10 protein-coding genes are annotated in these 15,415 nt (G+C 43.6%); 3 read left to right on the top strand and 7 right to left on the bottom strand.

Annotated elements, in window-relative coordinates; all coding sequences use genetic code 11:
* Window position 1: 1 nt before the first annotated feature.
* Window positions 2-2,164, top strand: a complete 2,163-nt coding sequence (locus F8C76_RS10580; RefSeq protein ID WP_152131707.1) for an acylase — start codon at window positions 2-4, stop codon at window positions 2,162-2,164.
* On the opposite strand, the gene F8C76_RS10575 is transcribed toward F8C76_RS10580, so the two are convergent.
* The 4 genes from F8C76_RS10575 to F8C76_RS10560 form a co-directional block, all read right to left on the bottom strand.
* The gene (locus F8C76_RS10575; protein WP_129653568.1) at window positions 2,165-2,806 is read right to left on the bottom strand and encodes a hypothetical protein; all 642 of its coding nucleotides are present in this window, start codon (window positions 2,804-2,806) and stop codon (window positions 2,165-2,167) included. It abuts the gene before it with no gap.
* Window positions 2,807-2,880: 74 nt separating this feature from the next.
* Window positions 2,881-4,020 carry an acyltransferase family protein gene (locus tag F8C76_RS10570; protein WP_211372148.1) on the bottom strand — a complete coding sequence of 380 codons (1,140 nt, stop codon included), beginning with the start codon at window positions 4,018-4,020 and terminating at the stop codon, window positions 2,881-2,883.
* A 92-nt stretch (window positions 4,021-4,112) separates the two neighbouring features.
* A complete protein-coding gene (locus tag F8C76_RS10565) occupies window positions 4,113-5,288 on the bottom strand; it encodes a helix-turn-helix domain-containing protein (protein ID WP_152131706.1) in 1,176 nt (391 codons plus the stop codon).
* 6 nt (window positions 5,289-5,294) lie between these two features.
* Window positions 5,295-6,191 (bottom strand): metallophosphoesterase, encoded by an 897-nt coding sequence (locus tag F8C76_RS10560; RefSeq protein ID WP_129653566.1) that lies wholly within the window; start codon window positions 6,189-6,191, stop codon window positions 5,295-5,297.
* 117 nt (window positions 6,192-6,308) lie between these two features.
* Between F8C76_RS10560 and F8C76_RS10555 the strand changes: the two genes are divergently transcribed.
* Entirely contained in the window at window positions 6,309-8,681 is a 2,373-nt protein-coding gene (locus tag F8C76_RS10555; protein WP_152132865.1) for a GAF domain-containing protein, read from the top strand.
* Here the strand turns inward: F8C76_RS10555 and F8C76_RS10550 are convergent, their stop codons facing one another.
* Window positions 8,682-9,875 (bottom strand): Pycsar system effector family protein, encoded by a 1,194-nt coding sequence (locus tag F8C76_RS10550; protein WP_152131705.1) that lies wholly within the window; start codon window positions 9,873-9,875, stop codon window positions 8,682-8,684.
* Between the two features lie 53 nt (window positions 9,876-9,928).
* Between F8C76_RS10550 and F8C76_RS10545 the strand changes: the two genes are divergently transcribed.
* A complete protein-coding gene (locus F8C76_RS10545; RefSeq protein ID WP_313847399.1) occupies window positions 9,929-13,636 on the top strand; it encodes a metallophosphoesterase in 3,708 nt (1,235 codons plus the stop codon).
* Between the two features lie 8 nt (window positions 13,637-13,644).
* Here F8C76_RS10545 and F8C76_RS10540 read toward each other — a convergent pair whose 3' ends face one another.
* Window positions 13,645-14,502, bottom strand: a complete 858-nt coding sequence (locus tag F8C76_RS10540; RefSeq protein ID WP_152131703.1) for an NHL repeat-containing protein — start codon at window positions 14,500-14,502, stop codon at window positions 13,645-13,647.
* Window positions 14,499-15,395, bottom strand: a complete 897-nt coding sequence (locus F8C76_RS10535) for a GyrI-like domain-containing protein (protein WP_152131702.1) — start codon at window positions 15,393-15,395, stop codon at window positions 14,499-14,501. The genes F8C76_RS10540 and F8C76_RS10535 overlap by 4 nt, the downstream gene beginning before the upstream one ends.
* Between the last annotated feature and the right edge of the window lie 20 nt (window positions 15,396-15,415).

Below are 15,415 nucleotides of genomic sequence, written 5' to 3'. Positions count from 1 at the left end.
AATGAGAGCATTCCTTCTATCTGCTTTTTTAGTACTGGCTTCCTGCACGCCCAAGCCATTATCAGAAATTGAAAAATGGAAAGCACAGGCCAATGATATCACCATTATCCGAGATGACTTTGGCGTGCCCCATATTTATGGAAAAACGGATGCGGATGCTGTTTTTGGATTGCTATATGCGCAATGTGAGGACGATTTTAACCGTGTGGAGCAGAATTACATCTGGGCCATAGGTCGTTTGGCGGAAGTTGAAGGGGAAGAAGCCTTGTATAGCGACCTAAGGGCCAAGTTGTTCATGACCGAGGAAGAGGCTAAGGCCAAATATGGGGAAAGCCCGGAATGGTTGAAAGAATTGTGCAATGCCTTTGCGGATGGCATTAACTATTATCTATATACCCATCCTGAAGTAAAACCCAGGTTGTTGACCCGTTTTGAGCCATGGATGCCTATGTATTTTAGTGAGGGTTCCATTGGGGGGGATATTGAACGTATTTCCATCCCAAAGATCAAAACATTTTATGAAAGCGGGATGGAAATCCCGGAAATGGAATTGATCAAACAGCAACAAAAAGAGGAGATGGCAGAACCCCAAGGATCTAACGGGATTGCCATTTCAGGAAAACTGACGCAATCGGGTAACGCGATGCTTCTGATCAACCCACATACCTCGTTCTATTTTAGGGGAGAGGTACATGTGGTGAGCGAAGAAGGGCTGAATGCATATGGAGCCGTGACTTGGGGTCAATTTTTTGTATATCAGGGTTTCAATGAAAAAACAGGATGGATGCACACATCAACCTATACCGATGTGATGGATGAATTCAAGGAAACTGTGGTCAAAAATAACAACAAGTTGTTCTATGCCTACGGGGAAGAATTGCGCCCCGTGGATTCTTTGGAGGTGACCTTAAAATACAAGGAGGGCGATAGCATGAAAGAGAAAATCTTTCCGATGTACCGCACTCATCACGGACCCATAACCCATATGGTGGATGGCCAATGGACGGCAAGCGCCATGATGTGGGAACCGGTCAAAGCCTTGGAGCAATCCTATATCCGAACCAAACAGGAGGGGTATGATGGGTTTCGGGAGATGATGGACATCCGTACCAACTCATCCAACAATACGGTCTATGCGGATGCCGAAGGGAATATTGCCTATTTCCATGGGAACTTTGTTCCCAAACGGGATACCATTTTTGACTTTACACAACCCGTGGATGGGAGCGATCCAAAAACCGATTGGCAGGGTCTGCACACAGTCGATGAAAATATTCTAGTGTTGAACCCCAAAAACGGCTGGATCCAGAATTGCAACTCCACTCCATATACTTCGGCATTGGAATTCAGTCCAAAACGGGAAGATTATCCCAAGTACATGTCTCGGGACCAAGAAAATTTTAGAGGAATCCATGCCATTGAACTATTGAAAGGAAGAAGTGGTTATACGTTGGACAGTCTTATCCATTTGGCCCATGACCCTTACCTACCCGCATTTGAGGCTTTGATTCCCGGTTTGGTGCGTGCCTTTGATGCCCAGCCAACTTTAGAATTGAGAGGACCTATCGAAGTTTTGCGTGGTTGGGATTTCAGCACCTCCAAAGAATCTGTGGCCATGACCTTGGCCCATTATTATGGGATGGCATGCTATAGCAAAGCGGAGCGGCCAGAAGGTATGTATTCTATGCAATGGGTCGAATATTGGGGAAGTGATTGGCCAGATGAGAAAAAACTGGAAGTTTTTAAAGAGGTGGTAGAAACGCTCGAAAATGATTTTGGTACTTGGAACATGCCGTGGGGCGAGGTGAACCGATATCAAAGGTTAAATGGGGATATTCGTCAAGCTTTTGACGATGCCAAACCCAGTATTCCCATCGGTTTTGCCAGTGGCACTTGGGGAGCTTTGGCGGCCTATGGGGCACGATACGACAACAACACCAAAAAAATCTATGGCACTCGGGGCAACAGTTTTGTGGCTGCGGTGGAATTTGGGGACAAAGTAAAGGCCAAGACCATGTTGGCCGGAGGGCAGAGTGGAGACCCAGATTCACCCCATTTCAATGATCAAGCGCAGCGATACGCCGATATGGAATTCAAAGACGCGGCTTACTACAAGGAAGATGTGCTAAAAAGGGCCAAACGGACCTACAAACCTGGAGAGTGATCACTCGTCTTCCTTGACGATGATCAAACTTGCGCGTGAACCGGTTGAGAGGTTCCAGCGGTTATTGTGGATGACCTCGCCATTCTCATCGGCCACTACCACTTGGGCCGTATTGGGCCCCGAAGATCCTTGGTTGAGGGCTTCAAATTCAATGCGGTTGAATCCTTTTACCAAATCAATATTGATGCCTTTAAAAGAACCGGTGAGCAAAAGATTGTATTCCACTACATCACCATTGAGGTAGATTTTGATACGGTCCCCATCCACATATTCGTGATCTCGGCAAACAATGCCCACAAATTTTGATGTGGTCTTGAAATCTCCCAAATATTGGTCCCCAAAATGCTCATTGGAGCTCTTTTTTTCCTTTTCCCCTACTTTGGGATCAATGACCATATCATGACCCGCTTGTAAAAGTTCTCTGTCCGGCAGCATTTTAACTCCTGGCTTGTCATTTTTGTCCGAAAGGTTTTCATCAAGAACGGAAGGCATGCGTAGGAGCGTCCCTTGATTGCTGGACTTGATGTCCAAATCATTCCGTTCACCAATTTTTAGGGGACGGGTAGTGGGAAGATCGGATTGCGCTTTCAAAACACTGATTCCCAATAAAAAACCCAGAAGAACAAAAACCAGCTTTTTCATAGCAACTTGGTCGATTGATACTTGTAAATGTAGCAAATACCTTGCCATGAAGATGATAAAGCGGCGTTAAATCGTTAAGCTGCAAGCAATTCTTTTCGTTTTGCTTTTAGTCCGAACAGTGGATGTAGCCAAGGAATCCTGAGAATGATCATATCATAGATCAGCCAACTGATACCAAAAGTACCCACTACCAAAATGACTGCCTTTGGGAAAAACCCCCAATCCAAATCCATCAAATAGTAAGCAATGGTAATGGTCACCGTTTGGTGCAAGATATAAAAGGGATACACTGCTTGGTTGGCATAGGCCAATGTCTTGCTGGGCCGATTCAAGTATTTTGCGGCATAGGCAAACAAGACCAGTATCCAACTCCAAAGATTGGTCACCTTTAAAAAGGCTTCGGTAAAATGTCTAATGTATCCATCCTCAAATTGCCAGCAAATGATGAGCCCCGAAAAGCATATCAGCCCAATGATCAGAGCTTGCTTTTTTAGCTTTTCCACACTTTTCCAAAAAGTATCGCCCAGTGCAACCAAGATAAAGCCGTAAAAGAAAAGCGTGCTGTAGTTGATCACGGCAAACCAATCGTGGATAAGATCATGGGTAATATCAAAAAAAGGTTCCACCAAAGCTTCCCACAGATATAGCGGTAAAATAAACCCATATAAACCCAAAGGTTTTGCCACAAGGTGTTTTATCCATCGTACAAATGTGCCCGGACTTTTTCGAATCCGTTTAAAAAATGGGGACAACACCCAAGAAAAGGCAAGTAAGTAAGGTAAGAACCATAAGTGGTGCCATGAGAAATTTCCTTTTGGATATACCCCATTGCGGGCCACCGTGGTAAAAAATTCCCAGTACGAACCCGTGAACTGGCCATTGGCCAAGCGCTCGAAATACACCTGTGGTGGAACAATGAAGAACATACCAAAAATGAGCGGAATACCTAACCGTTTGAGGCGTTCCCTATTAAACTGTAAAAGAGTCCGTTTTCCAAAAGCATAATAGGTGCCCATACCTGAAATGACAAAAAGAATGGGTAAACGCCATTGGTTCAAAAAAAGCATGGGCCATTTTAACCAGTCATAGATGACATTGTTTTTTACGTGCCATCCCCATGGCACAAAGAACATGCCCACATGGTAAAAAATAAGGAGCCCAAATACAATGACCCGTAACCAATCCAAATCGTAACGTCTGATGTTTGCCTGCATGATTGATGCGTTTTGTCCAAAGATGCAATAGACTGCCAGAACGTGGCAGTTTTAGGGATTGCAAAACGTCCAGAATTACAATTTGGGAGAAATTACAGGTGTTTTTGCCCCTTTTTCTGTTTCATATAGCTCGAAGGAGAACTGCCAACATGTTTTTTAAAGGCATTGTAAAAGGCAGATTTGGACCTGAAACCAACACTGTGCCCAATGGCCTCTACGGTTAAATGGAGAAATTCGTCATCCAACAGACGGGTTTTGGCCAATTGGATTCTTTTTTGGTTGATAAAGTCATTGAAATTCATGCCGGTCTTGGAGTTGATCAGCTTGGAAATGGTATTGGCGTTGGTGTTGAGTTCCCCCGCCAAGTTTTTTAGGGATGCATCCTGGTTGCAATAATAGGCCTGATCGTCCAAAAACCGATCCACTTCTTCAAATTGAAGTGAATTGGATGAAAGGGTATCATATTTATCCGCAATCCATGATTTTTCGAAGAAACGGGATTCCGAAAGAATCAAAAAAGAAGTGATAAAGATGGTAATGGTACCAAAAATAGCAAGATAATGGTCGCCGCTGTCATCGTCGTAGTTGAGGAAAGTCAAGAAAATGAATACCAATAAGAACAGTAAGAATGAAACCAGGCTTCTGGAAAAAGTGTATTTGTCCACTTTACTGTTCTTTGAAGAAAACTCTTTCGTTCGCCAGGAGCGTAGCACTAATCGGACTGAGAGAAAGAGGTAGAATGCGAAACTGAAGAGCAATATCCACCGAAATTCATCTTTGATGACATGGTACGAATAACTCACATCACCGGGGACTTCCACAAAACCCAAATCACGGTGATAAGCTCCTAGATAAGCGTTTAGTTTTACCTCCATCGGACTTATGGAATAGGGTATTTGGGACACTGAATATGCTAAGGGAAGGATAAAATGGAACCAGTTCTTTTTTAAGGTAAAAGGTTCGCGCCTCAGCAAGGAATGCAAGAAAAAATAAAGTGTGGGAGCAATGAGCAATACGAGAGGTTCGGTGGAATCGTTCAGGAACAGTACATGTTTCATGAGCCCGGTATAGCAGAGGTATATATCGGAAAATACCAAGCATTGGACGAGCATGGCCCAACCAAAAAGCTGAATCGTGGACCTTCTTTTGGTCCTTAAAAAGATGACCAAGCTTAAAAATAGCCCTTGTACAATTCCAAGCAGTATGATGTGCGAAGCCAGATCAAACTGAATGGGAATTTGTTCCAATATGGTGTTCGCTTGATTCATATTGATTTAATGATCCATATAATCGACCAACCTTTCCGGCCCTTCCAATAATACCCTTACAATTTGTAAGGTACCATCTGCCTTGGTATCTATATGCCATTTGATGAGGGAAATTTTCCCATTTTCAAGTTCTATTCCAGTAATGCTTCTGGGGTGCACACAGCTTCCGTCGTTAAAGAATGGTATTTGGCCCGGTTCCGGAAATCGAGGTCGATGTGTATGCCCCGCAATGGTGATTTGTAGATGATTGCGCAGAATCCATCGTTTGATGCGTTTTTCGATACGGATGAGTTCCTTGTAATTTTTAGCGGGACTTGTGGGGTCTGCAATACCTACCACTTGGAGGGGTTTCCAAAGGATACGCACCAAAAATCGTCCAATGCGCCAACACACATAGTTCCACCAATCCGCTTGATGTCCATGGACACAGAACAGTTTTTGACCTGTTCCGGTATGTTTTAGGATAAGGGCTTCATGAAAGGTGATGCCCTGAAAAAGGGCTTTGTCCGATCCATCAATCGGCTCAAAATAGTGGGAAAGGTGTTTGTCCACATATTTTTTGTCGCTATAGACCATGTCATGGTTTCCCCAGAGCATATGCAATCGTTTTTCCAGATGGAAGCGGCGAAGCAATTGGTACACATTTTTGTGGGCCTCAAAAATGGAATCGAACCCCATGTTTTCCCAAAGTTCATCGCCATCCCCAAGTTCGCAATAATGGAATCCTTGGCGATAGTAATGGCTAAGGGCATGGAAATAGATGTTCCTGTTATTGGCAAAATCATCGGCAAAACTATTGTCCCCCCTATGGCAATCGCTGAAAAAAATGAATTTGGAGTCGTCATCAAAAGGGATGACCTTGGCATTTGCATAGGCCCGATCTAATCTGGCATTGGAGGACATGGGATAATTTTTACTAAATATCCTTAAAAATGGCGATTAATCCATAAAAATCTCCTTTATGGAAAGAACAGTGTCGGTTTTTGTAACTTTACCTGTTCAATTTCGACCAATATGGGTATGGTGCCACATTACAATGCCGAAAGTCCAATGGTGCAGTTGGTTAGTTTCAACAAACTATTGGAACATTATGACAAACAGCTCAATAGCAAGGATAAATACCTTGCTGAACGTGCGAGGTATGTCTTGGATGCACAGGCTCCTTACCCGGAACTCAGGGATGGGTTCAAGGATTTGGAACTGTTGGAAAAGCACAAGGAGGTCATAGGCATTATTTTGGCCGATACTTTTTCGCCGGTACTTACCCAAAATGAGATAAAGACCGCTTCCACTCCTTTTGAGAACCTGACCTTTAACTCTTCCGAACGGTTTAAGAGGATATTGAAGGATGCAGGGGAAGATTTTGAGTTGGAAATCCGAAATATCCCCGATGAGTTGAGCTACATCATGAAATGTACGGTAATCCTCAGCTTTTATTACGGGTTTAAACTGGATTTTAAACGACCCTTTTTCTATGATATTCCCGATGCGAACGGGGTAATGCACCATTATCGTATCCTATACAATGCAGATTTCATGGAAATCATCCCAACGGAACATTCCAAGGAACTTACACAGGATGATGTGGATGAGCTTTTGGAGAACTTTGAGAATATGGAACTTTGGAAAGAAAAGATCCCGCCCAATAGTTTCATTGCCAAAGGTTTCGTGATCTCCAATATGTTCGACGTTACGGCAGAACACTCCATTTCAGAAATCAAATCTACCCTTATAGGAAGGCACAAGCATGTGCAAAAGGATTTCATGGAGAGTTTTCAGGATACCTTTAGGTCGCTGTTCAGGCTCAAGGAGATCAAGGTTGGATTTGCGGGATATGATTCCAATGCCAACCATTTCTTCAAAATATATGGGAAAGGCATGGAGAGTTTTATCCTTCATGGAAAGGACTCCGAGCCCTGTGACTCAATGTTGTGTGATTATTCCCATGGAAAACTTTTTAGGGAAAGTAAGTATTTCGCCATATCCAATGTGGAGAAATCATTGGTGAGGTCTCATGAAAGCCAGCCGTACAAAAGTTTGCACGAGCAGGGGATAAAGAGTGCCATATTGGCGCCCATATCCAATGATGGGGAGCTATTGGGGGTTTTGGAGCTGGTCTCCAATACAGTGAATGAGCTTAATAGTGTCAACGCCAATAAGTTGGACGATGTAATGCCATTTATCATCTCGGCGGTACTCCGATCTATTGAGGAGGAGGAAAACCTTATCGATGCCATTATCCAACATGAGTGCACCACAGTCCACCCATCTGTATATTGGAAGTTTCAGGAGGAAGCCAAGCGGTTTATGGCCGATGAACTTGCGGGACATCAACCCTTGTTCAAGGAAATTGTGTTCAAGGATGTGTATCCATTGTACGGTCAGATTGATATCAAGGATTCCTCGAAAGAACGCAATCTGTCCATTCAGCGCGATTTAATGATCCAACTTTCCGAAATCAATGAGGTTCTCGGAAGAGCGACCCAAAAATATCAACTGCCCATATACGAAGAGTTGATGTATAGGGTGGATACCTACCTCAGTGAAGTCAGGGAAGCATTGTACACCCATACGGAGCAGGCCGTATTTGACTTTGTGAAAGAGGAGGTCGATCCCATTTTCAAGCATTTGAAAAAGGAGGATAGAGAACTCAAAGGCCTTATCCAGAAATATGAATCCAAGATAGACGAAACCACCGAATCGTATTATGACCACCGACGCAATTATGATGATAGCGTTATGGAGGCCAACATGCAATTGGCGGCCTTGTTGGATAAAAAGCAATTGGAAGCCCAAGAGATGTTCCCTCACTATTTTGAGAGGTACAAAACCGATGGGGTTGAGCATAACATGTACATAGGTAGCTCTATTGCACGCGATAGAAAATTCAACAAGCTGTATTTGAGCAATTTGAGGTTGTGGCAGCTTCAGGTGATGTGCGATATGGAGAATAAATACTATGCCATGAAACCGCATTTGCCCGTAAAGTTGGATGTGGCTTCGTTGATTTTGGTGTACAGCACCTCCTTGGCCATCCGTTTTAGGATGGACGAAAAACGTTTTGATGTGGATGGCACCTATAATGCCAGATACGAAGTGATCAAAAAGCGTATTGATAAATCCTATATCAAGGGCACCAATGAGAGGTTGACCCAAAAAGGAAAACTGGCCATTGTATATTCCCAACGTAAGGACGAAAGGGAATACATGCGCTACATACACTTTTTAAAGGCAAAAGGATACTTTACCAACAATATTGAAATTGTGGAGTTGGAAGGACTTCAGGGGGTAACCGGCCTTAAGGCCATCCGAGCGGAGATTCTGTACAAAAAGGACAAGAAATCGGAGCAGACCTATACGTATGATGATTTGATGGAAGAGCTGAAATCTTGATTAAAACGTAAGTCTTTCAGGGCCAAAAAAGCGAAAGGCAATTCCAAAAGCCAGTACCGAGATGATCATGCCCAACATAAAAATGTTGTAGGTAATCCTTAGAATTTTATACTTCTTGTTCAACACTAGTCCCAAGTAATAGAGGTCCTTGGTCAGTGAGGAATATACGTACTCCTTGTCCTTGACCAGTTCTTGAAGGGCCCATTCGTATTCCTCCAGTTTCATTTTATGGAAATTACCAAAGAACAAAAGGTTCACCCTTTTTTGTTCCACGTCTTCCTTGGTGAATTTTCCAGTGGTGACATTGGGTCTTGTGGCCAAAACCGATAAAATCATGGAAGCCACACTGAACAGGATCAAGATAAACGTGGGATAAATGAGATAGGTATTGGAGGGATTATCCAGTTTGGTAAGTAAATTGGCCAAGACCAAGGAAATGATAATGGCATTTACCGACAACAGGATGTTGGCCTTGGTATCGGCAATATCGCTCAGTTTCAAGTGGTTTTTTAGCGTAACACGATACAAGGTCTGTACACTCCTGTCCGGACTCTCTTGTTTATATTTAGCCTTTAAGGCTTCTTTTTTCGCAATGTCCTTTTCGGTTTTTTTCTCCTTTACCAGCTGTTTTAGGTTGCGTTCCTTGCCCTCTTGCCAATTTTCTTTGGCATAGTCGGTATAAAAGCGATGCTCATTTCTAAACATTCTAATGTTTTCATCCCGCCATTCTTTTGGGGAATAATCGGCAACATCCAGTTCTTTCAATTCTTCCCGTAAAAAATCGGTGGTTTCCCAGTAGCTTTTTTTGGCAAAGTGGGAAGAATCCGCATCGCGGATGATCTGTTCGGGAAGTGTTTCGGGTTCGTAGTGTCGTTTTGTGGCCATGATCAAGCGGCATACCTCTTCAATATCAGCAGCTTTATAGCCATTTTCCTTTAGGAAATCGGAAGCGGTCTTGCAACTGGCTTCCTCATGATTGAGTCTTCCGTTTACATAGCCGGTATCGTGCAGCCAAGCCGTCAACAGTAGCTTTTCTTGCTCCGCTTCCGTTAAGTCATAGAAATTGAGCAATTCTTTAGTACTTTTAACTACACGTTGCGTATGTCGTAAGTTGTGGTATAAGAATCTGGGATCAAGATCATTTTTCAAAAGTTTCGAAGCGAAAAGTTCAGCTTTTTCAACAATTTCCGACATAACTACATATTTGAACATCCAAAGTACAAAATTTTGGAGTCAACCTCATGAATATGAAGAAACATTACTTGCTTGCATGCTTATTGATCTTGGCCTATGGCTGCGCCACTTATGAGGCAAAATATGCAGACTCGATAGGGAGTGATACGTCGTTGGGAAAAGAGGTTGACCATACGTTTTATTTGATTGGGGATGCGGGAAAATCGCCCATGGGAGAGATGAATCCCACCCTAAAACGCTTCAAGTCTGTTTTGGACAAGGCCAATGCCAATAGTACCGTACTGTTCTTGGGGGATAATATCTATCCTGCCGGATTTCCTGATAAAGATGAGGATCCCATGGGCCATGAAATGGCCAAGAACCATTTGGACGCCCAATTGGAGGCAGTGAAATCCTTCAAGGGAAACACGGTGTTTGTTCCAGGGAACCATGATTGGTACAGCAAGGGATTGGAGGGTTTGGAACGGGAAGAGAAGTACATTCAAAAAGTATTGGATAGCAAGGAAGTGTTCCTTCCGGACAACGGTTGCCCCATTGAAAAGGTGGAGGTAAGCGATCAAACCATGATCATTGCCATTGATACGGAGTGGTACCTTACCAATTGGGACAAACATCCTACCATGAATGATAATTGTGAGATCAAAGATCGCACTAGGTTCTTGGAAGAACTGGAAAGTCTCATCAAGAAAAATTTGGACAAGACCATCGTAATTGCCTTGCACCACCCCATGTTCACCTATGGGGCGCACGGCGGACAATTTTCTTTTGCCCAACACTTGTATCCCAGTGGTGGAAAGGTCCCACTTCCCGTTCTTGGATCGGCGGTGAACTTATTGCGCAGAACTTCCGGGGCCACTGTGGAAGACCTTAGTAACAAAGTCTACAATGATTTGAAAAAACGTATTGTGACCCTGTCCCAATATTCTGATAAGGTCATTTTTGTATCAGGCCATGAGCACACCCTTCAATATATTGAAGAGTTCGGAAAGCCACAGATTGTGAGTGGCGCAGGAGCTAAGACCGGGGCCACGCGATTGTTGAACGGCAGCAAGTTTTCCACCGGACGAAATGGGTATGCCATCCTCAAAGTATACAAGGACGGCTCGAGCAGTGTCAATTTTTTTGGTGCGGACGAAGCGTCGGAAGAGCTTTTGTTCCATACCCAAGTATTACCTCCAGACCGATCCACGGAGCGAGTATCCCTTCCTGACGACTTTCCTCCATTTATGGAGACCTCGGTCTATACCGATGAAGAAATCGATAAAAGTGGATTCCATAAGTTTTTATGGGGAGAACGCTACCGAAAATATTATGCTGCCAAAGTAAAAGTGCCAACAGTGCGTTTGGACACCCTTTTTGGGGGACTTAAAGTGGTTCGTAAGGGAGGAGGTAACCAATCCAATTCCTTGCGTTTGGAAGATAGTCAGGGCAGGCAATATGTAATGCGTGACCTTCGGAAAAGTGCGGAACGTTATCTGCAGGCCATAGCTTTTAGGGATCAATATGTTATTGGGCAATTTGAGGGCACCTATACCGAGGACTTGCTCTTGGATCTTTACACCGGCGCCCATCCCTATGCGCCTTTTGTGATTGGTAAGCTATCTGACGCGGTGGGGCTTTACCATACCAATCCTACACTATACTATGTGCCCAAGCAGTCCGTTCTGGGCGATTTCAATACCGATTTTGGCAATGGACTCTATATGATTGAGGAACACGTATCCGATGGACACGACAACTTGGAGAGCTTTGGAAAGACCAAAAAGATTGAAAGCACTTACGATTTCATCAACAAACTTCGGGAAGATGAAGAATATCGTCTGGATCATAAGGAATATGTAAAAGCGCGCTTGTTCGATATCCTTATTGGGGATTGGGACAGGCACGTGGACCAATGGCGATGGGCCGAGTTCAAAGAGGGTGGTGACAAGGTGTTTAGGTCCATACCTAGGGATAGAGATCAGGCTTTTTCGCGTTGGGGCGATGGATTGATTATGGGTTTTGGTTCAAGAGCGGTTCCGGGGCTACAAATTTTTGAGGGGTTCAACGAAGAAATCAGGAGCGTAAAAGGATTTACTTCGTCCCCACGGACTTTTGCCTTGGATATGGCGCTTCTCTCCGAGTCTGATTTGGATATGTGGATAGAACAGGCGGAATTTATCCAAAAACGCATTGATGGGGCGGTAGTGGACCATGCTTTCCTGGATTTCCCCGAAGCGGTCAGGGATTCATCCCTCATAAAAATAAAGAAGACCTTGATGGCCAGAAAAGATAACTTGGTGGATACGGCCAAGGAATATTTTGCGGTTCTGAATAAGTATAGTGTAGTGACCGGTACTGATAAGGACGATTATTTCACTATTACCGCCTTGCCCAATGGGGGTGTTGAGGTTCTTGCCCATCGCATCAAGGGAGGAGAGAAAGAAGACCTGTTCTTTACAAAACAATACGACCCAGCTTTTACCAAGGAGATTTGGATTTATGGATTGGATGATGATGATGTCTTTGATGTGAACACCCCTGCATCCAAAATTAAAGTAAGACTGGTTGGAGGGCAGAACAATGATGTGTACAAGATTTCGGAAAATTCAAAAAAAGTACATGCCTACGATTTTAAGACCAAGAAAAATACCTATGACGAGGCGTTTGGGGGGCAAGTCCACCGGTTGAATGACTATGAAACCAACACCTATGACTTTTTGAAAGTCAAGGCGAGTAATAATCAAATTTTACCCACTTTGGGTTTCAACCCAGATGATGGGATGCGGATTGGGTTCACCGATACCTATACCTTCAACGGGTTTAAGCAGAACCCATTTACCCAACAACATGTGGTGAATGCTGCTTATTATTTTGCGACAAATGGGTTTGATTTAGGGTATACAGGGGAGTTTGCCAATGTATTCAACAATGTGAACTTTGAGATGAAGGTACGATTTACCAGCCCCAATTTTACCCTCAACTTTTTCGGTTTTGGCAATGAAACCGTAAACAATGATGACGAGGAGCCTTTGGGGTTGGATTATAACCGGGTAAAGCTACGGACCTTACGATTTACCCCATCCTTGGTGTGGAGGGGGTATCTGGGCTCCGAGGTGCGGTTGGGGATCACGTATGAAAGCATTGAGGTGGAAGAAACCGATGACAGGTACATCAACGAGTTTTATCTGGAAAATGGAGAGGAAGGCCATCAAAATTTTGTTGGGGTTGATGGAGAATATCAATATTCCAATACCGATAATGAGGCATATCCAACTTTAGGGATGAGTTTTTCCTTGCGCGGTGGCTATAGGACCAATATCGAGGAATCCGGCAGGTCTTTTGGATTTGTGGTTCCCGGTCTGTCCATGGACCACAGAATCTCTTCGGATGGCAGATTGGTGCTGGCCACCAAAGTACAGGGACACTTTACCATAGGGGATGATTTTGAGTTCTATCAAGGCGCCAGCATTGGTGGAAACAATGGCCTTAGAGGGTTCCGCTTTCAGCGGTTTACGGGCAAAACGGCCTTTTACCAAAATACGGATATCCGATATAGTTTTAGGAGCAGACAAACGGGATTGCTTCCGGTGACTCCCGGAATCTATGGCGGATTTGATTATGGGAGGGTATGGTTTCCCGGGGATGCTTCAGACAAATGGCATAATTCCTATGGAGGTGGTTTCTTTGTAAACGGTGTGGATATCATCACCGCCAATTTTGGATTGTTCAATAGTACCGATGGGCTTCGGTTTGCCTTTGGAGTGGGATTTGGTTTCTGATTTAAAAGTCACTTGAGTCTTAACCGATACAGATTACGACCTGTTTTTTTCCTTTCCTCATCAGCGAGCAATAATGTGCCATTGTCCAAAAATCCGATGGATTCTATTTGGGTATCACAATTGAGGTCTATAGTCTTGGATTGGGCCTTTGATAAATCATGAAAATCAAAATCGGTCAGCAAAAAAACAAAGCCATAGGTCAGAAGGGCGATGGATTTTCCATCTGGTGAAATGTCGGCCCCTGTTACCGAGCAATGGTCTTGGTCCATGCAAAGGAACAGACTTCCTAAAAATTCAGCATCATAATCCCCCTCCGTGTCGGGAACCCTATATACCAAAGTTTCTCCAGTATAGGGACGGGTCCTGTTCTTTGTGAAGATATACAGAAAACCTTGCCAGTGAAAAAAACCCTCCGTATCAAATAGCAGTTTGTTTTTTTTGGGAGGAAACCGTTTTTGTTCAGGATAGTTGAACCGTATCTTTTTGGCATTGGGTTCCTTCTTGTCCAATTGTGCATGGGACACTTTGTAGATGGTCAAATCTTTCCGTTCATTGGAGTTGTTGCCAAAGTCACCAATATAGAGGTTGCCTTGTAAATCCATGGCCAAATCTTCCCAATCCTTATTTTTGGCATGGTCAATTTTATAGGTTTCAAGAATCTGGGCTGTGGAATCCACTTTGTAAATTTCATCCTTGTTGCCACTATCTTGGACCACCCAGATGTCGCCATGTGAATTGGTTTCCAATCCTGATACCTCGGTAAGTTTTGAAGGGAATTCCCCTAACCATTCCAATTGACCGTAATAGGTTCTTTGGGCACAAGCTTGAAGGGCGCAGAAAGCCAATATGAATGAAATTCGGATCATTCAGACTCTTTAAGGGGCATATAAACTTCGGTTTTCCACATCAGTTCATTTCCACCCATGTTGGGGTTGTTGAAAAATACCTCGATAGGTTTTTCTTCCACCGGAATGTTTCGGGCTTGGGCATAATTCAAAAGGGTATACCAAGCTCTGTCCGAAGTGATGTAATTGCCATTATAAATGGCTTTCAGTGCTTTTTTTGGAAAAATGCGTTTATAAATGATATTGGGGTTTTTAGGCAGTCTTTCTGAACGGATGATAGGGTAGCAAAAGTTATAGGATAAATGATCCTTTTCCACACTCCAATCCACAACCTCAATAAAGGGGGATCCATTGACCGTAACTTCATTGTCGGCCAAAGTGTTGCTTATGAAGGTGTAGTTGGCCATCATGCCAGAGGCTTTTTCGTTTTGGGCACTTTCCAAAGGAACGCAGGCACAGAAGGTGGAAAATAGTTCATCCTCCCCCAATACGGTGACTTTAATGCTATTGAGATGGTTGCTCAAATATTCGTTAAAGCTCAAGAGGGTTTTGCGGGATCCTTTTTCAAAATCCGTATCTGAAAAAGGAATCTTGATCTTGTTCATGAGGGAGTGGTCCAAGTCCTTGATGCTAACATCAACCTGACTGAGGGAATCATGGATTGGTGTAATGTCCCAAACGTATTCATGGATGGAGTCTTTCACAATGATGGTCTGCTCAAAATGGTCTACACTTTGATACCTGACGGGGATGTTGCTATCCAGAGTTTTGTTCCATGCCCGTACCGTTTCATAGATGATTCCCGGGACGGTCTTTGCCTTAAAACTAACCTGATAATCCTGAGGTTTCAGGAATAGGTACCATGCCAGTAAAAGCACTACAAGAGCAAGAGCAGTGATATAAACTTTCCTCATAATTACGGATAAAGATAGGG

Origin of the sequence: Flagellimonas olearia, from assembly GCF_009184425.1 — a bacterium.
Lineage (GTDB): Bacteria > Bacteroidota > Bacteroidia > Flavobacteriales > Flavobacteriaceae > Flagellimonas > Flagellimonas olearia.
Note: the sequence above shows the minus strand (reverse complement) of the source record. Positions and strands in the feature narration are given on the sequence as shown.